Source organism: Rhodococcus sp. DK176, assembly GCF_038447315.2.
In the GTDB taxonomy this organism is placed as follows: domain Bacteria; phylum Actinomycetota; class Actinomycetes; order Mycobacteriales; family Mycobacteriaceae; genus Rhodococcus_F; species Rhodococcus_F jostii_A.
Window position 1 is genome coordinate 7,375,749 of the sequence record NZ_CP118321.2, and the last position, 24,742, is coordinate 7,400,490.

Here is a 24,742-nt window from a genome sequence, read left to right on the forward strand (position 1 = left end):
CGCATGAGTTCCACCCGAGGTGGCCGACCTGGACGCGCAGTCCGGTCGGCCACTGTCGTGTCCGGGCTCGCGGGGATTCAGGGCGCGCTGCGCGACGCCGGCGAGTCCGTCGCGGACGCGGCGCAGCGGTGGCGTGACCCCCGGGAACGGCTGCTGCGGAAGAAGCGGCGCGCCCGGCGCCGCGCCAAGCGCTACGGCATCGTGTCCGGATCCTCGGCCACCGGCGCCGCGGGTCTCGCCCTGATGGCCGCACCGGAGTGGTCGCTGCTGATGGCCGGTGGCGGCGCAGTCGTGTTCGCGGTCCCCGCGGTGCTGGCGGTCAGCCGGTTCCGCAAGCTCGACGCCGTGACGTTGCCACTGGGCCTGCCTGCCCGTCGGGTGCTTCCGGGGCCGTCCTCGGCCGCCCGGGAGCCGATGGAGCGACTCGTGCACAGCGAACGGGCACTGCACGGCATCCTCGGTGTGCTGTCCCGGTCCGGGAGCATCAGCGGCGAGGACATCGAGGACACCCATTCCACTGCCCGCTCCGCGGGGGCAGCCCTCCAGGCGGTCGCCCTCGACATCACGTCCATGGAGGACGCCGCCCGGGGGAGCCGGGCCGCGGCCGCATCGCTCCACCGGGCGATCGCCTCCGCCGCCGCGCAGCTCGACGACGGCGTCGACCAGTTCGAAGAACTGGTGGCCGCGGCCGCCGAGGTCGCCGTTCCCGGAACGACGAGTGCCGTCGGCGAACTGGCGTACGAGCGTGCTGAACTGGTGTCGGCGACGGAAAAGCTCACCGGCCTCGCGGTGGCTCTCGGCGAGATCGACGACATCGTGCGCCGCTACCGCTGATGTCGTCCGAACCGTCCGGCGACTTCCGGTACATCGTGTGGGGGAGAACCCTGATCTTTCCCTGATCTTTACGCTGACCTGGTGATTTACTCGCTCCGCCGTGCCACGCTGGTGTGCGTACCCGATAAGTGGGGTCGACCAGATGTCGGGCGCAGAAATCGATCGGGGAGACGTCAGTGGAGGAAATCATGTTCTGGAAGATTGTTCTGGCGGTCGCGGCGATCTGGATCGCATTGGCGGTCGTCGGTGCCCTCGTCAAGGGTCTGTTCTGGATTCTCGTGGTCAGCGCCGTGGTGTTCGGCGTGTACCTGTTGATCAAGGCGATGTCCGGATCCGGCGAGAAATCGGACATCACCCGGAGCTGACAGGCATGCTCTACCCATGGAACCGGTACCCGAGGACTGGCATCGTGGGCTCGTCGTCGTCGCGCACCCCGACGACATCGAATACGGCGCAGCGGCTGCCGTAGCGCGCTGGACCGAGCAGGGCAAGGACATCCGCTACGTGCTCGCCACGCGCGGGGAGGCGGGGATCGCGGGCCTGCACCCTACCGAGTCGGGCCCGCTGCGGGAGGCGGAGGAGCGACGTTCCGCGGCCGTGGTGGGAGTGACCGACGTCGAGTTCCTCGGGTACCCCGACGGCACTCTCGTGGAGAGTCTCGCACTCCGCCGCGACCTCGCGACGGCGATCCGTCGTCATCGCCCGGATCTCGTGGTGACGGCCAACTTCGCGGACACGTGGGGACCCGGCCAGCTGAACAGTGCGGACCACCGCGCACTCGGCCGTTCCGTTCTCGACGCCACCGCGGATGCCGCGAACGAATGGATCTTTCCCGAGCTGGGGGAGTCGGGGCTGCCGCCGTGGCGCGGTGTCCGCTGGGTCGCCGTCAACACGATGACACCCACTCACGCGGTGGATGTCACCCACACGGTGGATCGGGCAGTGCTCTCGCTGGCCGAGCACGTCCGCTACCTCGAGGCGCTGAGCGACGTACCGGTGGGGCAGCAGGCGAGGGCGCAGGTCGAGATGGTGACCGGACCGCAACCGGGATTCGACGCCGAACGCGCGGTGGGATTCGAGCTCTATTACTTCGGCTGAGGCCGCGAGCGAGCACGATCGTGCCGGTCCTCCGGCCTACCTGAATAGAATCGGACTCGGACGGAATACCGAAGTTACCCGAATTAGCGAGGGGTCACCTCAACGTTCATCCGACGTGTCGGCCCTTCCTGTCGCCTCGCCGTCCAGTCGTACCTCCGTCGCACAATTCCCCGACGTCGGGGACGGGCGGGCCGTGGCGGCCCGGGTGATGTGATTCGAGTGCCGGTTCGGTGCCGGCGGGGGATTCATGCGTTACGGTGTTACACACAATGTCTATCCGTAATTCTGCGTCGCGTGACGACACCTCAGCGAGCGTCGAGGACTCCATTCTCGACGCCGCACGCTCGTGCATTCTCGATTTCGGACTGCGCCGAACCACACTGGCGGAGGTCGCCCGGCGCGCCGGCGTCAGCAGGCCGACCGTCTACCGCCGCTGGTCGGACACCAGGGCCGTGGTCGCCGATCTCATGACCCGTGAGATCGCAGCCGTGATGCCCGAATTCTCCGTCGAGGAATCGGTCCACCGCCAGCTGGTCGACGCCGTCGTCCACGTGTCCACCGAGGTGCGTGACCATCCACTGTTCGTGAAGATCCTGCGTTCGGATCAGGAACTGTTCACCACCTACATCCTCGAGCGGCTCGGTACGAGCCAGCGGGCGATCATCGACCAGGTCGCGTTCGCGGTCTCGACGGGTCAGGACCAGGGCTCGATCCGCGCGGGGGACAGCCGTCACATCGCTACGATGGTGCTGCTCATCGCACAGTCCGCGGTCCAGTCGGCCGTGATGGTGGCCGAGGAACTTCCCGGCGACGCCCTCACGGAGCAACTCCGGCACGCTGTCGGCGCCTATCTGGCGCCGGACGTCGCCGTCACCCACCCGACAGATCGAGGAGACCGGTGAACCACCCGAACACGCCGCCCGTGAGCCGCTCGTCGGCTCTGAACGCGGCGCGAAGAGCGCGCGAACTCGACCAGCTGTCGGACGGTGCCGTCGTCGACGTCCTGGTGATCGGCGGCGGAGTGACCGGCGTCGGTGTCGCACTCGACGCGGCGTCACGCGGCCTCGACGTCGTGCTCGTGGAGAAGCGGGATCTCGCGTTCGGGACCAGCCGGTGGAGTTCGAAACTCGCCCACGGCGGGCTGCGGTACCTGGCATCGGGCAACGTCGGCATCGCCCGCGAGAGCGCGGTCGAACGCGGAATCCTCATGACCCGCACCGCCCCCCACCTCGTCCGGGCTCTCCCACAGCTCGTGCCCGTCCTCGATTCGATGACGCTGTTCGGCAAGTCCCTCGTCCGCACGGGATTCCTGGCAGGCGACCTGCTACGTGCAAGCGCTCGCACACCGTCGTCGGTCCTGCCGCGGTCACGGACGGTCCGGGCCGACCGGGTGGTCGAACTCGCCCCCGCGGTCCGGCGGGAAGGCCTGCGCGGCGGCCTGATGGCATTCGACGGCCAGCTCATCGACGACGCCCGACTCGTGGTGTCCCTCGCACGCACTGCCGCGCTCCACGGCGCGAAGGTGCTCACCCGGACGGGCGCGTACGACGTCACCGGGACGTCCGCGACCCTGCGCGACGAGCTGACCGGCTCGGAACTGCCGATCAGGGCGCGCGCCGTGGTCAACGCGGCGGGCGTGTGGTCGGGTGAGATCGATCCCGGGATCACGTTGCGGCCCAGTCGCGGCACGCATCTGGTGCTCCCGGCCGAGCGGCTCGGGAACCCGACCGCGGCGCTCACGGTTCCGATCCCCGGTGAGACCAATCGCTTCGTCTTCGCGCTGCCCGCACAGCTCGGCCGCGTGTACCTCGGCTTGACCGACGAGGCCGCGCCGGGACCCGTTCCGGACGTTCCGGTGGCGTCGGAGCAGGAGATCGACTTCCTTCTCGACACGGTCAACACCGCGCTCGAGGTTCCGTTGCAGCGCTCGGACGTCCTCGGCACCTTCGCCGGGCTGCGACCTCTCCTCGACACCGGGGACGGATCCACCGCGGACCTCTCGCGCAACCACGCCATCCTGCGCTCGGACACGGGTCTCGTCAGTGTGGTCGGCGGCAAACTGACCACCTACCGCAAGATGGCCGAAGACGCCGTCGACGCCGCGGTCGAGGTGGCAGGACTGGACGCGGGCCCGTGCCGGACGCGGGCCCTGCCGCTCGTCGGTGCCGCGACACCCGAGGCGCTGCGGAAGGTCTCGGCCCCGCCGGCGCTGCTCGCCCGCTACGGAACGGAGGCGGCGCTGATCGCCGCCGCCGACGCCGAACTGCTGGCGCCGATCGCCGAGGGCGTGGACGTGAGCCGCGCCGAGTTCGAGTTCGCGGTGACCCATGAGGGGGCGCTCGACGTCGACGACCTGCTCGACCGGCGCACCCGGATAGGACTCGTCCCCGCCGACCGTGCCCGGGCTCACGGTGCCGCCGAAGCAGTGTTCGAGAAACGGTGACGCCGACCGTGTGACACCCTGTGGTTCGTGCGAGTCGCCGTGGTCGCCGGGCCTGATCCCGGACATGCCTTTCCCGCCCTTGCGTTGTGCCTCGCCTTCATCGAGGCCGGAGACGATCCAGTCCTGTTCACCGGCACACGGTGGGTCGAGCCTGCACGGGCGGCCGGCGTGCCTGCCGAGTTGCTGAAAGGCCTTGCGCCCCGCCCGACGGACGACGACCTCGATGCGGGAGCGCGCATTCACGCCCGCGCCGCGCACATCTCCACCGAGTTGCTCCCCGACCTGCGCGCGTGGGGACCCGACCTCGTGGTCTCGGACATCCTGACCGCGGGCGGGGGCATGGCCGCGGAGCGGCTGGGGATCCCGTGGGTCGAGCTGTCCCCGCATCCGCTGTACGCCGCGTCCAAGGGGTTGCCGCCCATCGGAAGCGGATTGGCTCCGGGCGTGGGAATTCGGGGCAGGTTCCGCGACACGCTCATGCGCGCCGCGACGGCGCGGTCGATCCGGCAGGGTGAGCGGCAACGCTCCGAGGCCCGGGTCGGCGTCGGACTGCCTGCGAAGGACCCGGGACCGGTGCGCCGGCTGATCGCGACGCTCCCCGCGCTCGAGGTGCCGAGGCCGGACTGGCCCGCCGAGGCGCACGTGGTCGGGCCGCTGCTGTGGGAACCGACGAACGAGGTGCTCGCGGCGCCGGACGGCACGGACCCTCTGATCATGGTGGCTCCGTCGACCGCGTTCACCGGCGCGGAGGGCATGCTCGAGACGACGCTGGCGGGGCTCGACGGGGCCGGTGTCCGTGTGATCGCGTCGATACTGGACGGATCGCCGGCCCCGGTTCCGCCCTGGGCGAGGGCAGGTCTCGGCCGTCAGGACGCGATGCTGCGCGAGGCGTCGGCCGTCGTCTGCGGCGGCGGACACGGGATGCTGGCGAAGGCTCTGCTCGCAGGGGTCCCGGTGGTGGTGGTTCCCGGCGGCGGCGATCAGTGGGAGCTCGCGAACCGGGCCGCGCGGCAGGGGAGCGCCGTCGTGGTGCGTCCCCCGAGCGCGGAAGCACTCCGCGCGGCGGTCGAACAGGTGCTCTCGAACGGTGCCCATGCGGACGCCGCGCAGCGGGCCGCGCGGAGCATCGTGGACGTCGCCGATCCGGTGGCGGTGTGCCGCGACGCGCTGCGGTGAGAGCCCGGCACGAGGTTCGGCTAGCGTGGATGTGTGCGACTGACCGAATTTCACCAACTCGTCCGCGAAGAGTTCGGGCAGATGCGCGGCGACGCACTACTCGTCGACCACGTGCTGCTCAGTCTCGGGGGCAAGACCGCCGCCGAAGCCATCGAGGACGGCCGGGAGCCCCGCGAGGTGTGGCGCGAACTCTGCGTGGAGTTCGACGTCCCGCCGCAGCGCCGGTAGAAATCCGGCGTGTCGAACGGACCGACCGCGCATATCGAACACATGTTCCCCTATGCTGGAGATGTTCGGTGGTCACGGTTCTTGTCGGTACCCGGATCTAACCTGACCGCAGATCACTGATGAGACTCGAGGAATGGGGACGACGATGGCACCACAGGCACACGATCGAGACAAGGCGCTCGACCTCGCGCTGGCGCAGATCGACAAGAACTTCGGCAAGGGCTCGGTGATGCGCCTGGGCGAAGGTGTCCGTCAGCCCATCGCCGTCATCCCGACCGGCTCCATCGCGCTGGACGTCGCCCTCGGCATCGGCGGGCTGCCCCGCGGCCGTGTCGTCGAGATCTACGGCCCGGAGTCCTCGGGTAAGACCACCGTGGCTCTGCACGCTGTCGCCAACGCCCAGGCGGCAGGCGGTATCGCCGCGTTCATCGACGCCGAGCACGCGCTCGACCCCGACTACGCCCAGAAGCTCGGCGTCGACACCGACGCGCTGCTGGTGTCGCAGCCCGACACCGGTGAGCAGGCGCTGGAAATCGCAGACATGCTGATCCGCTCCGGCGCCCTCGACATCCTCGTGGTCGACTCCGTGGCCGCTCTGGTCCCGCGCGCCGAGATCGAGGGTGAGATGGGCGACAGCCACGTCGGTCTGCAGGCCCGTCTGATGAGCCAGGCGCTCCGTAAGATGACCGGTGCGCTCAGCAATTCCGGCACCACCGCGATCTTCATCAACCAGCTGCGCGAAAAGATCGGCGTCATGTTCGGTTCCCCCGAAACCACCACCGGTGGTAAGGCATTGAAGTTCTACTCGTCGGTGCGCCTCGACGTGCGGCGGATCGAGACCCTGAAGGACGGCACCGACGCGGTGGGTAACCGTACCCGCGTCAAGGTGGTCAAGAACAAGGTCGCGCCGCCGTTCAAGCAGGCCGAGTTCGACATCCTCTACGGCCTGGGAATCAGCAAGGAAGGCTCGCTGATCGACATGGGTGTCGAACACGGGTTCATCCGCAAGTCGGGCTCCTGGTACACCTACGAAGGCGACCAGCTGGGACAGGGCAAGGAGAACGCCCGCAAGTTCCTGTTGGAGAACACCGACATCCGGGACGAGATCGAGAAGAAGATCAAGGAAAAGCTCGGAATCGGCGCCGACGTCACTGCTGCTACGGATGACGCCGCCCCGGTCGAATTCTAAGGCGCCGCCGTGCGTCCGACGGGCGAAGGTGGAACGGAGACGCAGGCCAAGGATTTGTGCCTGCGTCTTCTGACTGACCGTGCCCGGAGTCGAGCGGAGTTGTCCGAGCGTCTGGCGAAGAAGGGCTACTCGGCCGAGATCGCTGAGCGTGTGCTGGATCGCCTCACCGAGGTCGGACTCGTCAACGACGCCGACTTCGCCCAGCAGTGGGTGCATTCGCGGCACACGTACTCCGGCAAGGGAAAACGTGCGCTCGCACTGGAACTGCGCCGCAAGGGCATCGGTCAGGAGGAGGCCACCGAAGCCCTCGCTCAGATCGACAGCGAAGACGAACGAGCCCGAGCCACCGAACTGGTCGCGAAGAAACTGCGGACGGTGTCCACGGACGATCGGGACCGGGCGGTCCGCCGGCTGGTGTCGATGCTCGCGCGCCGCGGCTTCCCCCAGGGCATGGCGTTCGAGGTGGTCAAGGAACAACTCGATCGCGCCGGTGCGGAAACCGACGGCCTGTTCGACGAGACCTGACCACGAGACGACAACAACACTGACGAGACGCGACACTGCGGTCGGACGGAACAGAGTTTCCGTCCGACCGCAGTGTCATGTCACACCCGCGTCAGATCACAACCGTTTGTCGGTGATGTCCATACCCGGAACCGACACCGCCGGAAGCTCGGGAACGGCCCCCCCGGGGCCTCCGCCCTTCTTGCTGGCCCGTAGCCGCTTCTCCACCTTGGTCGCCACCACGGTGAGCGTGTAGTTGAGGATGATCATGATGATCGCCACCACGATCAGGGCGGGCAGGTAGTTGCCGTAGAACGCACCGAGCTGCTGGCCGGACCGCACCACTTCGACATAGCCGATGAGGTAACCGAGCGCGGAGTCCTTCAACGCCACCACCATCTGCGAGATGATCGCGGGCAGCATCGCCGTGACGGCCTGCGGAAGCAGGATGGTCCGCATGACCTGGCCCTTGCGCATACCCAGCGCCATGGCGGCCTCGCTCTGCCCCTTGGGGAGCGAGTTGATGCCTGCCCTGACGATCTCGGCGATCACCGAGCCGTTGTACAGCGTGAGGCCCACGATGACCGCGGCGAGCGCAAGGTATTTCGACTTGAAGACCTCGTACTCGGCGAACAGCTGGTACGAGAAGATCATCAGGATCAGCACGGGGATGGCGCGGAACAATTCGACGATCCCGCCGGCCACCCATCGCACCGGCCGGTGGTCCGAGAGGCGTCCGATGCCGAGGATCGCGCCGAGGATCAGTGCCATCAGGATCGATACGGCGGCCGCCACGAGGGTGCCGCGGATGCCGGGGATCAGATACGTCGTCCACGACGTCGATTCGAGGAACGGATCCCATTTCGCCGCGGTCAGCTGACCTTTGTCGTCGAGCGCGGCGTAGACGAGGTAGCCGATTCCCAGTAGTGCGACAGCGACCACGACCGAGATCAGGCGATAGATGTTCTTCGCCTTCGGGCCCGGTGCGTCGTAGAGGACGGTGGCGGAATTGCTCATCGTGCAACCTCGTATCGCTTGCTCAGGTATCCGAAGAGAAGCCCCATCGGCAGGGTCAGGATCACGAATCCGAGCGCGAAGATGCCACCGACGACGAAGATGGCGGCCTCGTTCTCGATCATTTCCTTCATCAGCAGCGACGCCTCCGCCACGCCGATCACCGAGGCGATCGTCGTGTTCTTGGTCAACGCGATCAGCACACTGCCGAGCGGGGCGGTGACCGCGCGGAATGCCTGCGGCAACACGATCAACCGCAGATTCTGCGAGAACGTGAGGCCGAGCGACCGGCCCGCCTCCGCCTGGCCGACGTGCACAGTGTTGATACCGGACCGCAACGACTCGCAGACGAAGGCCGCGGTATAGACGCTGAGGCCGAGCACGGCGAGCCGGAAGTTGTTCTCCTCGAAGAACGTCGGCGACTGCTCGGGGGCGAGCTTGACACCCATCGTCTGGAAGAGCCCGAAGGAGCAGAAGATGATGATGAGCGTCAGGGGAGTGTTGCGGAAGATCGTCACGTACGCCGTGCCGACGCCACGTGCGACCGGGATCGGTGACACCCGCATCGCCGCGAGGATGGTGCCGAGTATCAGAGCACCGACAGCCGAGAACGCGGTGAGTTGCACCGTCGTCCAGAACGCGTCGATCAGCTGATCGCTGTATTTGCTCAGTAGGTCCACTTACCGTCTCCCCAGGTCACCGGTGGTTGGTGTCGAACCGGGCCGGACGACTCCACGAATGGGAAGTCGTCCGACCCGGATGAGTGAGTTGCTCAGTACCGATCGACGGTCGGCGGGGCGGGGATCGGGTAACCCGACGCGCCGACTGTCTCGTTGAACGCGCGCGCCCATGAGCCATCCGCGATCATGGCGTCGATGGCGTCGTTGATCTTGGCGCGGGTCTCGTCGTCACCCTTGGCCAGGCCGATGCCGTAGCGCTCTTCGGTGAACGGCTCGCCGACCACCTTCAGCTCGCCCGGGTACTGCGCCGCATAGCCGGCGAGGATGATGTCGTCGGTGGTGACGGCGTCGACCGCACCGTTACGCAGCGCCTCGACGCAGGCGGAGTACGTGTCGAACTCCTGCAGCTGCACGTCCTGCGCGTACGTGTCCTTGACCTTCTGCGCCGGGGTCGACCCGGTGACCGAGCACAGCTTCTTTCCGCCGTTGAGCGAATCGGGGCCGGTGATGTCGGTGTTGTCGGACTTCACCAGGAGCGACTGTCCGGCGATGAAGTACGGCCCGGCGAAGTCGACCTTCTCCTTGCGGGCGTCGGTGATCGAGTAGGTGGCGACGATGTAGTCGACCTCACCGTTCTCGATCAGCGTCTCGCGCTGAGCCGACGGGGACTCCTTGAACTCGACGTTCTCGGGCGCGACACCCAGCTTGCCGGCCACGTATTCGGCCACCTCGACGTCGAAGCCGCTGAAGGACCCGTCGGGGTTGCGCAATCCGAGGCCGGGCTGGTCGTACTTGATTCCGACCGTCAGCTTGCCCTCCGACGCGCTCTGGGAGGCGCTCTTCTCTTCACCTCCGCCGCAGGCAGATGCGACGACGGCGAGCGCCATGACGCCGATTCCCACGCGAATCGAGCGATTGATCCTCATCGAGTTCCTCCAATTGAAATGACGGGTGTTGCGTGTCGAGCACGGTCGACCGAGAGAGCACCGCAGCGGCGCCCCTTCGAGTCAGTGGCTGAGAATCTTGCCGAGAAAGTCCTTCGCGCGCTCGGATTTGGGAGCGGTGAAGAACGTGGCGGGCTCGGCGTCCTCGACGATCTGGCCGTCGGCCATGAAGAGAACCCGGTGGCCGACCTTGCGGGCGAAGCCCATCTCGTGGGTCACCACGAGCATGGTCATGCCTTCCTTGGCGAGCGAGGTCATGACGTCCAGGACCTCGTTGACCATTTCCGGGTCGAGTGCGGACGTCGGCTCGTCGAACAGCATGACCTTGGGGTTCATGGCGAGTGCGCGTGCGATCGCGACTCGCTGCTGCTGACCGCCCGACAACTGCGCCGGGTACTTGTCCGCCTGGTTGGCGATGCCGACCCGCTCGAGAAGCTCGTAGGCCTTCGCCTTCGCGTCGGCGCTGCTCTTCTTCCGCACCTTGACCGGTGCGAGCATCACGTTGTCGAGGATCGTCTTGTGGGCGAACAGGTTGAACGACTGGAACACCATGCCCACGTCGGCGCGCAGCGCCGCCAGAGCCTTGCCCTCGGCCGGCAGTACCTTGCCGTCCACCGCGATCTCACCGGAGTCGATGGGCTCGAGACGATTGATGGTGCGGCACAGCGTCGACTTACCCGAGCCGGACGGTCCGAGGACGATCACCACCTGTCCGCGAGGGACTTCGAGGTCGATCTCCTGGAGGACGTGGAGGGCGCCGAAGTGTTTGTTCACCGATTTCATCGAGATCATGGACGGGGCCGCGCCCGTGGAGGGTGTCGGCGTCGCGTCGTCGGCTTGCGTCATAGTCGATGACCCTATGTGTTGGGAGCGGGAGCACCTGCCATTTGCTCCGAGAATCCTCGGGATGTCACGGAAACTTTACTGTCCGGCTTCGGGCGTGTGTCCGGGCGCACACCGGCCGCGACGAGGCGATTTGGCGCGGGCCGTACCCTGGCATACGTGGACACGATCGACCAGACCCCTCACCGCAGCTACGAGGTGCGCACGTACGGCTGCCAGATGAACGTGCACGACTCCGAGCGGCTGTCGGGGCTCCTCGAGGACGCCGGCTACACGAAGGCGGCCGCGGGGCAGGCACCCGACCTCGTCGTCTTCAACACCTGCGCGGTGCGGGAGAACGCCGACAACAAGTTGTACGGCAACCTGAGCCACCTCGCGCCGGCGAAGGAACGGAACCCCGACATGCAGATCGCGGTCGGCGGGTGCCTGGCGCAGAAGGACCGCGACGTCGTCGTGCAGAAGGCGCCGTGGGTGGACGTCGTGTTCGGCACCCACAACATCGGTTCGCTCCCCGCGTTGCTGGACCGGGCCCGCCACAACCAGCGGGCCGAGGTCGAGATCCTCGAGGCGCTGGAGGCGTTCCCGTCGACGCTGCCCGCCAAGCGGGAGTCGGCGTACGCGGGCTGGGTGTCCATCTCGGTGGGATGCAACAACACCTGCACGTTCTGCATCGTGCCCGCGCTGCGCGGCAAGGAGGTCGACCGGCGCCCCGGCGACATCCTGGCCGAGGTGCAGGCCCTGGTGAACGAGGGCGTCGTCGAGGTCACCCTGCTCGGGCAGAACGTCAACGCGTACGGCGTCTCCTTCGCGGATCCGGACCAGCCCCGCGACCGCGGCGCGTTCGCCGCGCTGCTGCGAGCATGCGGACAGATCGACGGGCTCGAGCGGGTGCGCTTCACGTCGCCGCACCCGGCCGAATTCACCGACGACGTCATCGAGGCGATGGCCGAGACCCCCAACGTGTGTCCCCAGCTGCACATGCCGCTGCAATCCGGCTCGGACCGCGTGCTGAAGGCGATGCGCCGCTCCTACCGGAAGTCGCGGTTCCTGGGGATCATCGACAAGGTGCGCACCGCGATGCCGCACGCGGCGATCACCACCGACATCATCGTGGGCTTCCCGGGCGAGACCGAGGAAGACTTCCAGGACACACTCGACGTCGTCCGGCAGGCGCGCTTCACCAGCGCCTACACGTTCCAGTACTCCAAGCGTCCCGGCACCCCGGCAGCGGAGATGGACGAGCAACTGCCCAAGGCCGTCGTGCAGGAACGGTACGAACGTCTCATCGCGTTGCAGGAACAGATCACGCTCGAGGAGAACCAGAAGCTCGTCGGCGCCGAGGTGGAACTGCTCGTCGCCGCCGGGGAGGGCCGCAAGAACGCGGAGACCGCCCGGATGAGCGGGCGCGCCCGCGACGGCAGGCTCGTCCACTTCCGGCCCGAGGGCAATCTCGACGGGACCGTCCGGCCCGGCGACGTCGTCACCGTCGTCGTCAGTGCCGCCGCCCCGCACCACCTCGTCGCCGACACCCCGGTCCTGACCCACCGCCGCACCCGCGCGGGAGACTCCTTCGAGAAGGGCGTGACCCCGAAGACCCCGCCGATCGGCGTGGGACTCGGACTGCCGCAGATCGGTGCGCCCGCACCACTACCCGTCCAGATGGGATGCAACGCATGACCTCCCCGTTCGACGACAAGCGGCACGACGGAAACCGGTCCGGTGACAACGGTTCGGGTGCCGAGAGCGAGCCGATCGAGAGTTACCTGAAGGATTTCGACGCCGCCGAGAAGAAGGTGGCCGGCGAGATCGATCCCGGCGCGCGTGCGCTCGTCGTCGCGGTCGCGGTGGTCGTGCTCCTCGGCTCGCTGACGTTGCCGCACTCCGGCATCGCCAACGGCTGGGAGGTGCTGGTGTACGGGGACGACGCCCGCGCGGAGACGATCGCGCTGCCGTCACGGCTGTTCGTGTGGTTCGAGGTGGTGTTCGGGGTCGTCGTGTCGATGCTGGCGCTCGTCACCCGCCGCTGGGCCCTCGCCTGGGTGGCCCTCGCCGGGACCGCAGTGTCCATCGTGTTCGGCATGCTCGCCATCTGGTCGCGGCAGACACCGGCGCCCGGGGTCGAGGCGGCCGGACCGGGGATCGGCCTGATCATCGGCTGGCTGACCGTCATCGTGCTCACGTTCCACTGGTTGAAGGTGGTCTGGAGCCGGACCGCCCTGCAACTGGCCGCGGAAGAGGAACGCCGCGCCGCTGCCGCCGAAGCGGAGCGACGCGGCGACTGGAACGTCGGCTGATCGGACCTACTGGCCGCTGACGGCGCCCTCGGCCGCCTCGGCCCATTCGCGCCACTGCTGGGCCTGAGCGAGGGCGCTCTCGGCGTCCTTCGTCTTGCCCGCCGCGGTGGCCTTGGCGGCCTGCTCCTCGAACTGCGTGACCCGCTCACGGAACTGCGCGGCCCGGGCGAGGGCCTCCGGGTCGGTGCGGCGCCATTCCTCGTCGGCGGCGTCGCGGACACGCTTCTCGATGGCCCGCAGCTTGCCCTCGAGGTCGTGCATCCGCTCACGCGGCACCTTCCCGATGGCGTCCCACTTCTCCTGCAGGTCGCGGAGTGCGGCCCTCGCCGCGTCGATGTCCTTGGCCGGATCGATGTGGCCGGCGTTCTTCAGCAACTCTTCCTTGGCGACCGCGTTCTCCTCGAACTCGGCGTCGCGTTCGGAGGACGCGGCGTTGCGGGCGGCGAAGAACACGTCCTGAGCGCCCTTGAAGCGCTTCCACAGGTTGTCGTCGGCTTCCCGCGGTGCGCGGCCGGCGGCCTTCCACTCGGCGAGCAGGTCACGGAAAGCTCCGGCCGTGGGGCCCCAGTCGGTGGAGTCGGACAGCGCCTCGGCCCGGGTGACGAGCTCTTCCTTCTTGGTCTTGGCGGCGGCGCGCTCGCGATCGAGTTCGGCGAAATGGGCGCCGCGGCGACGGTTGAACGCCTCCCGCGCCTTCGAGTACCGCTTCCACAGGGCGTCGTCGACCTTCCTGTCGATCCCGCGGATCGTCTTCCACTCGTCCAGGATCTCGCGCAACCGGTCACCGGCGGCCTTCCACTGCGTGGATTCGGCACCGATCTGTTCCGCCTCGGCGGCCAGTGCTTCCTTGCGTTCGGTGTGAGCCTGCCGCGACAGTTCCTTCTCGTGCTTGGCGTGGGCCGCAGCCTCGTCGGATCCGGCGATGATGACGTCGAGCCGCGCCGCGAGTGAATCGATGTCACCGATCACCGCCGCGGTCGGGAGGGATTCGGCGAGCGCGAGCGCTGCCGCCTTGGTCTTCTTCGCGTCGCCCGCGCCGGAGCTGAGCCGGGCCTCGAGGAGTGCCACTTCCGTTGCCAGATCGTCGAAGCGCCGACCGAAGTGCGCCAGACCTTCCGCCGCGTCTCCGGCCTGCCACGACCCGATCTGCCGTTCGCCGTCCGCGGTCTTCACCCAGGCGGTGCCGTCGTCGTCCACGCGGCCGAACTTGCTCGGGTCGCTGTGGGCGGGGGCGGCGACGGCGGGGGCGGAGAGGGCGTGTGTCGGTGTCGGGTGGGGCTTGGGTGCACCCGGTTTCGCGGCGGCACCGGGCTTCGGGACGCTGGACTTCGGTGTGTTCTGCTGCTGAGCGGCAGGCTCCACGGCGGGCTTCGCGTCGCTGCTGTCGGTCATCGGTTCCTCATCTCTGCCGCGCGTCACGGCTGCCTGAACGCAATACTGGCTCCATACGACCCGGGACGGGTGCTGGCTCCATTCAACCCGGTACGGGCCCTGTGGACTATTGAATCAGGTCGGACGGTCCGCGTTGATACCGATTGACGGCAGCACCCGAATCGGATGTCGGGTCCGCTCGGACGGTCGACTAGCGTGACTGTGTGTTCACCGCCGCAATCCTCGTGCCGTCCCCACCGCTACTGGTACCCGAACTGACCGGGGCGGCCGCTGCGGAGACGGCGCCGTTGCGGGACGCGGTCCAGACAGCGGCGAAGGCGTTGTCCGCGCTCGCCACCGAGTGGGTGGCGGTCGGAGCGGCACCCGCCGCGGTGGAGGTGCGGCCCGACGCCCAGGGCACTTACCGCGGCTACGGCGTCGACGTGCGGATCGCGCTGCGGCCCGGTCCGGCAGGCGATCCCGACCCCGACCTGCCGCTCGCGGCGCTGACGGCCGGGTGGATCCGGGGGACATGCGCGCCGGACGCCGTCGTCGACGCGCGGATCCTCGCCGCCGACCTGTCCCCGGAGCAGTGCGCCGCCTACGGCGCGGAACTGCGCACGCTTCTCGACCGGGACCCGGAGCCGCGGGGGCTGGTGATCGTCGCGGACGGGGCGAACACCCTCACGGCGAAGGCGCCGGGCGCGTTCGACCCGCGCGCGGAAGGCGTGCAGGCCAGGATCGACGCGGCGCTCGACACCGGCGACCGCGACGCGCTGCTGGCCCTCGAACCCACGGAGTGCGAGTCCCTCGGCATCTGCGGGCGCGTCCCGTGGCAGGTGCTCGCCGGCGTGTTCGACGCGCCGCCCGCATCCTGCCGGACGCTGTACAGCGCAGCACCCTACGGAGTCGGCTACCACGTGGGGGAGTGGCGTCCGTGACGTCACCCGTGCCGATCGCCGTCGTCGGACCGACCGCCACCGGAAAGTCGGATCTCGCACTGGACCTGGCCGAACGTCTCGGCGGCGAAATCGTCAACATCGACGCGATGCAGCTGTACCGGGGCATGGACATCGGCACCGCCAAACTCGCCCCGGCCGAGCGCCGCGGAATCCCGCACCACCAGCTCGACGTGCTCGACGTGACGGAGACGGCCACCGTCGCGAACTATCAGCAGGCGGCGGTCCGCGATGTGGAGGGGATCGCCGCGCGCGGCGCCGTGCCGGTCATCGTCGGCGGATCGATGATGTACGTGCAGTCGCTGCTCGACGAGTGGAGTTTCCCCGCCACCGATGCGTCGGTGCGGGCGCGCTGGGAAGCCGTCCTCGCCGAGAAGGGCGCCGCGGCCGTCCACGCCGAACTCGGCCGGGTGGACCCCGAGGCCGCGGCGTCGATCCTCCCCACCGACGGCAGACGCCTGGTCCGTGCTCTCGAAGTCGTCGAGATCACCGGGAAGCCGTTCGCGGCGTCGGCCCCTCGCATCGGCGAACCGCGCTGGGGCACACACATCGTCGGTGTCGACCGGGACACCGCCGAACTCGACGACCGGATCCGGCTCCGCACCCGACTCATGTTCGAACGCGGGCTCGTCGACGAGGTGCGCGGGCTCATCGACGTGGGACTGCGCGAGGGCGTCACCGCCCCCCGGGCCATCGGCTACGCGCAGGTCCTCGCGTGGCTCGACGGCGAATACGACCTCGACGAGGCGCAGGAACGCACGTTCATCGGCACCCGGCGCTACGTGCGTAGGCAACGGTCGTGGTTCCGCCGCGACACCCGCATCCACTGGGTCGACGGAAGTGACCCCGACCTCGCGGACACCACGATCCGCACCCTCGGCGAGACCCGAAGAATGGGAGAACGATGAGCCGCGCACCGTCCGGACGCAACCGTCCGGCCCCGTCCCTGCTGGTGACCACCCGCAACGCCCGCTTTCAGCAGTGGCAGTCCTACCTCACCAACCGCGCCAAGCGAACGAAGGCGGGACGCTTCCTGATCCAGGGCGTCCGCCCCCTCAACCTGGCGCTGGAACACGACTGGCCGATCGAATCGCTGCTGCACCGCATCGACGGCCCGCCACTGTCCGACTGGGCGCGGGAACTGCTCGAGACCCGGTCCGTCGAACAGATCGGTGTCAGTGCCGAACTGATGGCCGAACTGGGCGAGAAGACCACCACCACCGCGCCGGAACTGATCGCCATTGCGAAGACACGAACCCCGCGACTGAAGGACCTGCGACTGCAGTCCGTCCCCCTGATCGTCGTGTTCGACCGGCCAGCCTCACCCGGAAATCTGGGCACCCTCGTCCGTTCCGCCAACGCGTTCGGCGCCGACGCGGTCGTCGTCGTCGGCCACGGCGCAGATCCGTTCGACCCCCGTAGTGTCCGCGCCTCCACCGGATCCCTCTTCGCGATGCCCGTCGTCACGGTCTCGTCCGTCGACGAGATCCTCGCCTTCCGCGACGCCCGGCGTGCGTCCGGAACCGACCTGCACATCGTCGGCACCGACGAGACCGGCTCCGTCACCATCGACGCCCACGACTTCGGCGGCGGCACCGTGCTCGTGATCGGCAACGAGACCCGCGGGATGAGCGCCGCGTGGCGCGACGGCTGCGACACGGTGGTCAACATCCCGATCGGGGGTGCCGCGAGTTCCCTCGGCGCCCCCTCCGCCGGCGCCGTCGCCCTCTACGAAATCGCCCGGCAGCGTAGATGAACCGCACCGCGGCAGCATAGATGAACCGCACCGCGGCAGTGAAGATGAACAGCACCCGCTCGACCGTTGGTTAGAGTGGTGCGCATGGATTTCAGCAAGGGACACGGCACCGAGAACGACTTCGTGGTCCTCCCGGATCCCGATGTCCGCATCGACCTGTCCGCTCCGCGGGTGGCGGCGCTGTGCGATCGCAGGCGTGGGCTCGGCGCCGACGGAATCCTGCGCGTCGCGAAGGCCGGTGCGCTGGCCGGCGCCGGTGTGCTCGCCGAACTCCCCGACGGCACGTCGGAGGACGACTGGTTCATGGACTACCGCAACGCCGACGGATCGATCGCGGAGATGTGCGGCAACGGCGTCCGCGTCTTCGCCCACTACCTCCGGGCGGCAGGGCTCGAGTCCCGCGACGAGTTCGTGGTCGGCAGCCGGGCCGGTGGCAAACCGGTAATCGTGCACTCGGCCGACGGCGCCTTCGGTGAGGTCACTGTCGACATGGGTGTGGTGCGGGATCTGGGAACCAGTGCCGCGACCATCGACGGCAAGGTCTTCAACGGGATCGGCATCGACGTCGGCAACCCGCACCTGGCGTGTGTCGATGCGCACCTCACGGCGGCGTCCCTGTCGGCCCTCGACCTGACGGCCGCACCCGGGTTCGACCCCGGCTTCTTCCCGCACGGCGTCAACGTGGAGATCCTCACCCGCATCGATTCCGGTGCCGTGGACATGCGGGTGCACGAGCGCGGGGTCGGCGAAACCCGGTCGTGCGGCACCGGCACGGTGGCCGCGGCCACCGCCGCGCTGCGCTTCGACGGTGCCGACTCCGGTGAGGTGAACGTCCGTATTCCTGGTGGTCAGGTCACTGTGGCGGTGTCCGGCGGCCGGGCGACGTTGCGCGGACCGTCCGTCCTGGTGGCGTCCGGAACCCTCGACGACGGCTGGTGGAACGGCCTCGCCTGATCGCCCTGCGCGAAATGCACGTGCGCTCCCTCGACATTCCGTGGGATCATGAGGGTGTATGACGAAAACACATCGCACAGAAGAATCGCCGATCTCCGACTCCACTGAGTTCGCCTACGACGACGGGCGCCCTTCGGTCGGCGAGATGCAACTCGAGGACCGCAGCGCGCTGCGCCGAGTTGCCGGGCTCTCCACCGAGCTCACAGACGTCACCGAGGTCGAATACCGACAGCTGCGCCTCGAACGCGTGGTGCTCGTCGGTGTCTGGACGCAGGGTACCGCGGCACAAGCCGAATCCAGCATGGCCGAGCTCGCGGCTCTGGCCGAGACCGCCGGGTCCGAGGTCCTCGAGGGCCTCGTCCAGCGGCGGGACAAACCCGACGCTGCCACCTACATCGGTTCCGGTAAGGCCGAGGAACTCCGTGAGGTCGTCCTCTCGACCGGCGCCGACACCGTCATCTGTGACGGTGAACTGACTCCCGCCCAGCTGACCGCGCTGGAGAAGGTCGTCAAGGTCAAGGTCATCGACCGGACGGCCCTCATCCTCGACATCTTCGCTCAGCATGCGACGTCCAGGGAGGGCAAGGCGCAGGTGGCGCTGGCCCAGATGGAATACATGCTGCCCCGACTGCGTGGCTGGGGTGAATCGATGTCCCGGCAGGCGGGTGGTCGCGCCGGCAGCAACGGCGGCGTGGGTCTGCGTGGTCCCGGTGAGACCAAGATCGAGACGGACCGCCGGCGAATCCGGGAGCGGATGGCGAAGCTGCGCCGCGAGATCAAGGGCATGAAGGCCGCCCGCGACACCAAACGCACCAGGCGACTGCGCAGCGAGACCCCGTCCATCGCGATCGTCGGCTACACCAACGCCGGCAAGTCGAGCCTGCTCAACGCGCTGACCGGGTCCGGGGTGCTGGTGCAGAACGCGCTGTTCGCCACCTTGGATCCCACCACCCGGCGGGCGGCGCTGGACGACGGCCGCGAGTACGTCCTCACCGACACCGTCGGGTTCGTGCGGCACCTGCCGACGCAGCTGATCGAGGCGTTCCGCTCGACGCTGGAGGAAGTCACGGACGCGGATCTGCTGCTGCACGTCGTCGACGGCTCCGATCCGCTGCCCACGGATCAGATCAGGGCCGTCCACGAGGTGATCACCGAGGTTATCCGGGAGAACGACGCCGCAGCGCCGCCGGAGCTCATCGTGGTGAACAAGATCGACGCGGCCGACCCGGTCACGTTGACCCAGTTGCGCGGCCTGCTGCCCGGCGCGTCATTCGTCTCCGCCCGGACCGGGGAAGGCATCGCCGAGTTGCGCGCGCATCTCAGCGACGTCCTGATCCGCCCGGAGATCGAGGTCAGCGTGCTCCTCCCGTACAACCGGGGAGATCTGATGGCGCGGATCCACTCGGACGGACAGATCCTCGACTCGTCCCACGAGGAGGACGGCACGCGCGTCCACGCGCGGGTGCCCGAGGCGCTGGCGTCGGCACTGGTTCAGTACAACGGCAGTGCCTGACCGCTCACGGTGGTCGCTCCGTGTCGCGGTTACAGTCCTCGCTGCGTGCACACCGCTCGCGGCGGCGGGCGCCGGATCGGCCGAGCCGTTCTTCCGCGATCAGACGGCAGTCGACGCGTCGGAGTTCGGTCCGCTCTGCACTCCCGACGATTCGGCCGCCGGAACCCCTGACGAGGCCTCGCTGGAAGAGCTGTCGGGGCTCGTGTCGGCGGGGGGACTGCTCTACGCGGTCGGTGACAGCGGTTCCGATCGCGCGGTCGCGGTGATGGACGGGAACTGCGCCGTGCAGCGGTGGCTTCCGCTGCCGGTCGATCCGTACGACGTCGAGGACATGGCGTCCGGCCCCGACGGCCGGCTGTGGCTCGCTGACACCGGCGACAACGGACGCCGCCGCGACACGGTGGCACTGATCGCGATGGACCGCGACACCGGTGCGGGAGAACTGCATCGGCTGACGTATCCGGACGGCCCGCACGACGCGGAGACCGTTCTCGTCCAGCGCGACGGCACCCCGCTGATCGTCACGAAGGAAGTGGTCGGGGCGGGCGGCGTGTACCGGCCTGCGGGGGGTGCCGTCGTGGGTGACCTCGCGAGCCCCGGCCCGACCCCGCTCGAGAAGGTGGGGACGCTGGACGTCGCGGAGACGAACGGCGCCGACGACGCCACCACCGGGAGCGGCACCACGGCCCCGGCCCTGCACTCGACGATGTTCACCGGCGGCGCCGTGTCCGCCGACGGAACCGTGGCCGCCGTCCGCAGCTACTCCGACGTGTTCCTGTTCTCGGCCCCGGACGGCGACCTGGCCGCCGCGTTCGCCGCGGGGCCCGTGGGGCGCGCACACGTGCCGCAGCAGCCGCAGGGGGAGTCGATCGCGTTCACCGAGAACGGCGACCTGCTGATCGCCTCCGAGGCGCGGGAGGGGCCCGTTCCGCCGATTCAGACGTTGCCCGGGGCGGTGTCGAGGGTGCAGGAGCAGGCCCGCGCGCAGACAGCCGCCGACGAGGCGTCGGCGCAGTCGCCGGGAACGGTGTGGGGACTCGGCATCGCCGGCGGCGCGGTCGTGCTCGTGGTCGTCGCCGGATTCCTGATCCGCCGCCGTGCCCGATAGGTCTGTTTTGCGGGAAATGTTGCGAGCCTGATTCTTTCGGTGGCCGACGCGTTGTGAATACTGGCGGGGTGCACGCCCACGAGTTGTTGTCGCGTATCGCCCACCTGTCGCTCGAGCACGGTCGCGCCCAGATCGTATCGACTGTCGCCGTGGTGGCGGGCGTCGTCGTGATGCTCGCGGCGTCGCGTTTCGCCCGGGCACCCATCCTCCGCGCCGCCGCGGTCGCGGTGCCCGTGACCGTGGTGATCGGGGCAGCCGTGTGGGCGCGGTACCGGCCGCTTCCCAATCAGATACCGCCGGCGGGCTACGCGTGGATCTGGCTCGCCGTCGGCACCCTCGTACTCGCAGCCACCATCCTGCTCCGCAAACCCGGTGTCCGGTGCGCCGCGGCGGTCGGGACGGCAGGTGCCGTGGTCGCGGCCGCGGCGGTGGGGCAGGTCAATGCGGAGGTCGGCGTCTTCCCGACCGTCGGTTCGCTGGTGGGACACCGCGCGCCGACGGTCGTCGAGCCGGTGTCGTTCGGTGACGTCCCCGGGTTCGAGAGCGCCGTGCAGGCAGGGACCCCGATGGACTCGGTGTGGACGCGTCCGGTGCGCACACCCGGCTCCGGTGTGGTGACGGAAGTGGAGATCCCGGGCACCGTATCCGGATTCCCGGCCCGGCCGGCGGTGCTGTATCTGCCGCCGGCATACCTGACGTCACCCCGCGCCGTGCTCCCCGTCATGGTCATGATCGCTGGACAGCCCGGGCGCCCGCAGGACTGGTTCAGCAGCGGACGACTGGGGTCCACGGTGGATGCGTATGCCGCGCGGCACGACGGCCTCGCGCCGGTCGTCGTGGTGGTCGACGCACTGGGGGCGCAGGACGCGAATCCGCTCTGCCTGGATTCGGCGCTGGGCAACGCCGCCACCTACGTGGCCCGTGACGTCCCCGCGTGGATCGAGAACTCTCTGCAGGTGTCGCATGATCCTGCGCAGTGGGCGATCGGCGGATTCTCCTACGGGGGAACCTGTTCGATCCAGCTGGCTGTGAACTATCCGGCGATCTACCCGACGTTTCTCGACTTCCTCGGTCAGGACGAGCCCTCGCTGGGCGATCACGCGGGGACGGTCGCGGCGACGTTCGCCGGCGACGAGCGTGCGTTCGCGGCGGTCAATCCGGTCGACGTGCTGAGGACGCGGCAGTTCCCGGAATTGACCGGGGTGTTCGTCGCCGGGGCGGCGGACGACGAATACCGCCCGCAGCAGCAGCGGATGTTCGCTGCCGCGCGGGCGGCCGGTCTGAACGTGCGGTACTACGAGCTCCCCGGTGGCCACGAGGGCGCCACCTGGGGTGCGGCGCTCGAACGGGAGATGGACTGGACCGGCCGTCAGCTGGGCCTCACCGGCTGACGGCCGGAAACCGGTCAGGCGTCGAGGTCGGCCGCCACCAGCTGGGCCACCTTCTCGACGGCGTCGGCGTCGTCGCTGGTGACCGTGACGTCGGTGCCCTTGGTGGCGCCGAGCGTCATGATGAGCAGTGCGGAACCGGCGTCCACGGGTTCGCCGTCCGCCACGGCCAGCGTGACGGGCACACCGGCGGCGGCAACCGCTTCGGCGATGACGGCGGCAGGACGGGCGTGCAGGCCGATGGACGAACCGACGGCGACTGTGGTGCTGGGCATGGACTCTCTCCTCTGTCGGTGGGGTTGATGCGGGTCGAGCGGGTCGATCTGTTTCTCTTACGCTGCGACTGTCGCAACGTCGGGGTCGAGTTCGGCGTCGGACGCGCCGGGCTTGATGAATTCTTTGGCGCCGACGACACACAGTGCGGCGACGACGACACCGGCGGCCAGCGCCACCAGGAACCACAGCAGGTTGCCGATGGCGAAGAAGACGAAGATTCCGCCGTGCGGTGCGCTGAGGGTGACGTCGAACGCCATGATCAGGGCGCCGGTGACGGCGCCACCGGCCATCATCGAGGGAATGACGCGCAGCGGGTCGGCGGCGGCGAACGGTATGGCACCTTCGGAGATGAACGCCGAGCCGAGCAACCAGGCCGCCTTGCCGTTCTCGCGTTCCGCCTCGCTGAACAGGCTGGGACGCAGGACGGTCGACGCGAGAGCCATCGCCAGCGGCGGGACCATGCCCGCCGCCATCACGGCCGCCATGATCCGCAGCGAGGCGGGATCGTTGACGTTGAGACCGGCCACCGCGAACGCGTACGCTGCCTTGTTCACCGGGCCACCGAGGTCGAAGCACATCATCAGGCCGAGGATGATGCCGAGGAAGATGACGGAGCTGCCGGACAGACCGTTGAGCCAGTTCGTCAGGCCCGACGTGATCGAGGCGAGCGGACGGCCCAGGACCAGGAACATGAGGGCGCCGACAATCAGGGTCGCGAACAGCGGAATGATCACCACCGGCATCAGGCCGCGCAACCACTGGGGAACCGGGATCCGGCTGATCCACAGCGCGACGACACCGGCGATCAGACCACCGACGAGGCCTCCGATGAATCCGGCGCCGACGAAGACTGCCACGGCACCCGCGGTGAAGCCCGGCGCCAGACCGGGCCGGTCGGCGATGGCGAAGGCGATATAGCCGGCCAGAGCGGGCACGAGGAAGCTGAACGCCAGCGAACCCAGTTGGAACAGCACCGCGCCCAGGTACGTCGCCAGGCCACCCTCGGGGAGTTGGCCGAGGGAGTTGCTGAGGACGATGTCCTCCGCGGGACCGGAGATCTCGTACCCGCCGAGCAGGAAGCCGAGGGCGATCAGCAGACCGCCGGCGGCGACGAACGGGATCATGTAACTGACACCGGTGAGCAGCACCTGACGCAGGTGGGTGCCCCAGCCGATCGATCCGGCCGGCTCGTCCGCCGCGCTGCCGGCACTACCCGCGTCCACGATGGCCGCGGACGGGTTCATGCCCGCGCGCAGTGCCTCGGTGATCATGGTGTCGGGCTCGTTGATGGCACGCTTGACGCCCGACGCCACCACCGGCTTGCCTGCGAAGCGTTCCTTGCCCTTCACCCCGACATCGGTGGCGAAGATGACGGCGGATGCGCCAGCGATCACACCGGGTGCCAGCGGTGTGCTTCCGCTCGAACCCTGCGTCTCCACGTGGACGACGACCCCCGCGCGTTCGCCGGCGGCGACGAGGGAGTCGGCCGCCATGTACGTGTGGGCGATGCCGGTCGGGCAGGCCGTGACCGCGACGATGTGCTTCGGTCCCACTTCGGGCTCGGGTTCCTTCTCCGGGGCGACCGGTTCGGGCTTCGGAGCCGGGACCGCGGCGGCCGCCGCGGGGGCTGCCGCAGCCGCGGCGGCGGGGGCCGCGGCAGCCGGTGTGGCGGCGGGTGCGGGTGCCAGGACGTCGTTCACCAGGGTGACGATCTCGGCGGGGGTCTTCGCATCACGCAACGCGCCGACGAAGGCGGGGCGCACCAGTGCCCGCGCGAGTGAGGAGAGCAGCTTCATGTGCTCCGCGCCCGCACCTTCGGGTGCGGCGATGAGGAACACCAGATCTGCGGGTCCGTCGGGGGCGCCGAAGTCGACCTTCGGGGCGAGCCGGGCGAATCCGAGGGACGCCGCCACAACGGCTTCCGAACGGCAGTGGGGGATCGCGATCCCACCGGGAAGTCCTGTCGCCGATTGTGATTCACGCGCCAGAGCGGCGTCGCGGAGAGCGTCCGCCTCGGTGGCGCGACCGGCGTCGGCCAGACGCCGGGAGAGCGCGGAGATCACGTCCTCCTTGGAGGCTCCGAGGTCGGTGTCCAGGGAGATCAGATCTTCGCTGATGATCTGCGGCCCCGAATCGCGGTCGGGTGTCGAGTGAGACATGGTGTTTCCTT

At 68.9% G+C, this 24,742-nt stretch carries 25 protein-coding genes; 18 read left to right on the forward strand and 7 right to left on the reverse strand.

Annotated features, from left to right (window positions below; genetic code table 11):
• Nucleotides 1-3 precede the first annotated feature (3 nt).
• The 9 genes from pspM to recX all read left to right on the forward strand — a co-directional run bounded on the left by pspM (nucleotide 4) and on the right by recX (nucleotide 7,493).
• On the forward strand, nucleotides 4-834 hold the full coding sequence (pspM, locus tag PSR88_RS34315) for a phage shock envelope stress response protein PspM (protein ID WP_011598559.1): 831 nt from the start codon (nucleotides 4-6) through the stop codon (nucleotides 832-834).
• Between the two features lie 188 nt (nucleotides 835-1,022).
• A complete protein-coding gene (locus PSR88_RS34320; RefSeq protein WP_007296377.1) occupies nucleotides 1,023-1,199 on the forward strand; it encodes a hypothetical protein in 177 nt (58 codons plus the stop codon).
• Between the two features lie 16 nt (nucleotides 1,200-1,215).
• On the forward strand, nucleotides 1,216-1,932 hold the full coding sequence (locus PSR88_RS34325; RefSeq protein WP_009480016.1) for a PIG-L deacetylase family protein: 717 nt from the start codon (nucleotides 1,216-1,218) through the stop codon (nucleotides 1,930-1,932).
• 269 nt (nucleotides 1,933-2,201) lie between these two features.
• Entirely contained in the window at nucleotides 2,202-2,834 is a 633-nt protein-coding gene (locus PSR88_RS34330; protein ID WP_011598560.1) for a TetR/AcrR family transcriptional regulator, read from the forward strand.
• Nucleotides 2,831-4,375 (forward strand): glycerol-3-phosphate dehydrogenase/oxidase, encoded by a 1,545-nt coding sequence (locus PSR88_RS34335; protein ID WP_016880119.1) that lies wholly within the window; start codon nucleotides 2,831-2,833, stop codon nucleotides 4,373-4,375. The genes PSR88_RS34330 and PSR88_RS34335 overlap by 4 nt, the downstream gene beginning before the upstream one ends.
• Before the next feature lie 27 nt (nucleotides 4,376-4,402).
• Nucleotides 4,403-5,551: a glycosyltransferase gene (locus PSR88_RS34340; protein ID WP_011598562.1), complete on the forward strand. Its 1,149-nt coding sequence runs from the start codon at nucleotides 4,403-4,405 to the stop codon at nucleotides 5,549-5,551.
• Between the two features lie 33 nt (nucleotides 5,552-5,584).
• Nucleotides 5,585-5,779: a DUF3046 domain-containing protein gene (locus PSR88_RS34345; RefSeq protein WP_005240748.1), complete on the forward strand. Its 195-nt coding sequence runs from the start codon at nucleotides 5,585-5,587 to the stop codon at nucleotides 5,777-5,779.
• A 145-nt stretch (nucleotides 5,780-5,924) separates the two neighbouring features.
• Nucleotides 5,925-6,968, forward strand: coding sequence for a recombinase RecA (gene recA / locus PSR88_RS34350; protein WP_005240749.1), 1,044 nt, complete (start codon nucleotides 5,925-5,927; stop codon nucleotides 6,966-6,968).
• A 9-nt stretch (nucleotides 6,969-6,977) separates the two neighbouring features.
• Nucleotides 6,978-7,493: a recombination regulator RecX gene (recX, locus tag PSR88_RS34355; RefSeq protein ID WP_009480021.1), complete on the forward strand. Its 516-nt coding sequence runs from the start codon at nucleotides 6,978-6,980 to the stop codon at nucleotides 7,491-7,493.
• 96 nt (nucleotides 7,494-7,589) lie between these two features.
• Here recX and PSR88_RS34360 read toward each other — a convergent pair whose 3' ends face one another.
• From PSR88_RS34360 to PSR88_RS34375, 4 genes are all read right to left on the reverse strand, one after another.
• Nucleotides 7,590-8,489 carry an amino acid ABC transporter permease gene (locus PSR88_RS34360; RefSeq protein WP_016880120.1) on the reverse strand — a complete coding sequence of 300 codons (900 nt, stop codon included), beginning with the start codon at nucleotides 8,487-8,489 and terminating at the stop codon, nucleotides 7,590-7,592.
• The gene (locus PSR88_RS34365) at nucleotides 8,486-9,166 is read right to left on the reverse strand and encodes an amino acid ABC transporter permease (RefSeq protein ID WP_009480023.1); all 681 of its coding nucleotides are present in this window, start codon (nucleotides 9,164-9,166) and stop codon (nucleotides 8,486-8,488) included. The genes PSR88_RS34360 and PSR88_RS34365 overlap by 4 nt, the downstream gene beginning before the upstream one ends.
• A 92-nt stretch (nucleotides 9,167-9,258) precedes the next feature.
• A complete protein-coding gene (locus PSR88_RS34370; protein WP_011598563.1) occupies nucleotides 9,259-10,092 on the reverse strand; it encodes a glutamate ABC transporter substrate-binding protein in 834 nt (277 codons plus the stop codon).
• 81 nt (nucleotides 10,093-10,173) lie between these two features.
• Nucleotides 10,174-10,902 (reverse strand): amino acid ABC transporter ATP-binding protein, encoded by a 729-nt coding sequence (locus PSR88_RS34375; RefSeq protein WP_011598564.1) that lies wholly within the window; start codon nucleotides 10,900-10,902, stop codon nucleotides 10,174-10,176.
• 210 nt (nucleotides 10,903-11,112) lie between these two features.
• Between PSR88_RS34375 and miaB the strand changes: the two genes are divergently transcribed.
• Nucleotides 11,113-12,630: a tRNA (N6-isopentenyl adenosine(37)-C2)-methylthiotransferase MiaB gene (miaB, locus tag PSR88_RS34380; RefSeq protein WP_029537487.1), complete on the forward strand. Its 1,518-nt coding sequence runs from the start codon at nucleotides 11,113-11,115 to the stop codon at nucleotides 12,628-12,630.
• On the forward strand, nucleotides 12,627-13,247 hold the full coding sequence (locus PSR88_RS34385; protein WP_009480027.1) for a hypothetical protein: 621 nt from the start codon (nucleotides 12,627-12,629) through the stop codon (nucleotides 13,245-13,247). The genes miaB and PSR88_RS34385 overlap by 4 nt, the downstream gene beginning before the upstream one ends.
• Before the next feature lie 6 nt (nucleotides 13,248-13,253).
• Here the strand turns inward: PSR88_RS34385 and PSR88_RS34390 are convergent, their stop codons facing one another.
• Entirely contained in the window at nucleotides 13,254-14,639 is a 1,386-nt protein-coding gene (locus PSR88_RS34390) for a DUF349 domain-containing protein (RefSeq protein WP_016880122.1), read from the reverse strand.
• 203 nt (nucleotides 14,640-14,842) lie between these two features.
• Between PSR88_RS34390 and PSR88_RS34395 the strand changes: the two genes are divergently transcribed.
• From PSR88_RS34395 to PSR88_RS34425, 7 genes are all read left to right on the forward strand, one after another.
• The gene (locus PSR88_RS34395; RefSeq protein WP_009480029.1) at nucleotides 14,843-15,559 is read left to right on the forward strand and encodes a class III extradiol dioxygenase subunit B-like domain-containing protein; all 717 of its coding nucleotides are present in this window, start codon (nucleotides 14,843-14,845) and stop codon (nucleotides 15,557-15,559) included.
• Nucleotides 15,556-16,485: a tRNA (adenosine(37)-N6)-dimethylallyltransferase MiaA gene (gene miaA, locus PSR88_RS34400; RefSeq protein WP_192815033.1), complete on the forward strand. Its 930-nt coding sequence runs from the start codon at nucleotides 15,556-15,558 to the stop codon at nucleotides 16,483-16,485. The genes PSR88_RS34395 and miaA overlap by 4 nt, the downstream gene beginning before the upstream one ends.
• Nucleotides 16,482-17,333 carry a TrmH family RNA methyltransferase gene (locus PSR88_RS34405; protein WP_009480031.1) on the forward strand — a complete coding sequence of 284 codons (852 nt, stop codon included), beginning with the start codon at nucleotides 16,482-16,484 and terminating at the stop codon, nucleotides 17,331-17,333. Before miaA ends, PSR88_RS34405 begins: the two co-directional genes overlap by 4 nt.
• 84 nt (nucleotides 17,334-17,417) lie before the next feature.
• The gene (dapF, locus tag PSR88_RS34410) at nucleotides 17,418-18,287 is read left to right on the forward strand and encodes a diaminopimelate epimerase (protein ID WP_009480032.1); all 870 of its coding nucleotides are present in this window, start codon (nucleotides 17,418-17,420) and stop codon (nucleotides 18,285-18,287) included.
• A 58-nt stretch (nucleotides 18,288-18,345) separates the two neighbouring features.
• A complete protein-coding gene (gene hflX, locus PSR88_RS34415) occupies nucleotides 18,346-19,800 on the forward strand; it encodes a GTPase HflX (RefSeq protein WP_011598570.1) in 1,455 nt (484 codons plus the stop codon).
• Nucleotides 19,793-20,908 (forward strand): hypothetical protein, encoded by a 1,116-nt coding sequence (locus PSR88_RS34420; protein ID WP_016880124.1) that lies wholly within the window; start codon nucleotides 19,793-19,795, stop codon nucleotides 20,906-20,908. Before hflX ends, PSR88_RS34420 begins: the two co-directional genes overlap by 8 nt.
• Nucleotides 20,909-20,976: 68 nt before the next feature.
• Nucleotides 20,977-22,299, forward strand: a complete 1,323-nt coding sequence (locus tag PSR88_RS34425) for an alpha/beta hydrolase (RefSeq protein WP_016880125.1) — start codon at nucleotides 20,977-20,979, stop codon at nucleotides 22,297-22,299.
• Between the two features lie 14 nt (nucleotides 22,300-22,313).
• Here the strand turns inward: PSR88_RS34425 and PSR88_RS34430 are convergent, their stop codons facing one another.
• On the reverse strand, nucleotides 22,314-22,571 hold the full coding sequence (locus tag PSR88_RS34430; protein WP_005261132.1) for an HPr family phosphocarrier protein: 258 nt from the start codon (nucleotides 22,569-22,571) through the stop codon (nucleotides 22,314-22,316).
• A 57-nt stretch (nucleotides 22,572-22,628) separates the two neighbouring features.
• On the reverse strand, nucleotides 22,629-24,731 hold the full coding sequence (locus PSR88_RS34435; protein ID WP_011598573.1) for a fructose-specific PTS transporter subunit EIIC: 2,103 nt from the start codon (nucleotides 24,729-24,731) through the stop codon (nucleotides 22,629-22,631).
• Nucleotides 24,732-24,742 lie beyond the last annotated feature (11 nt).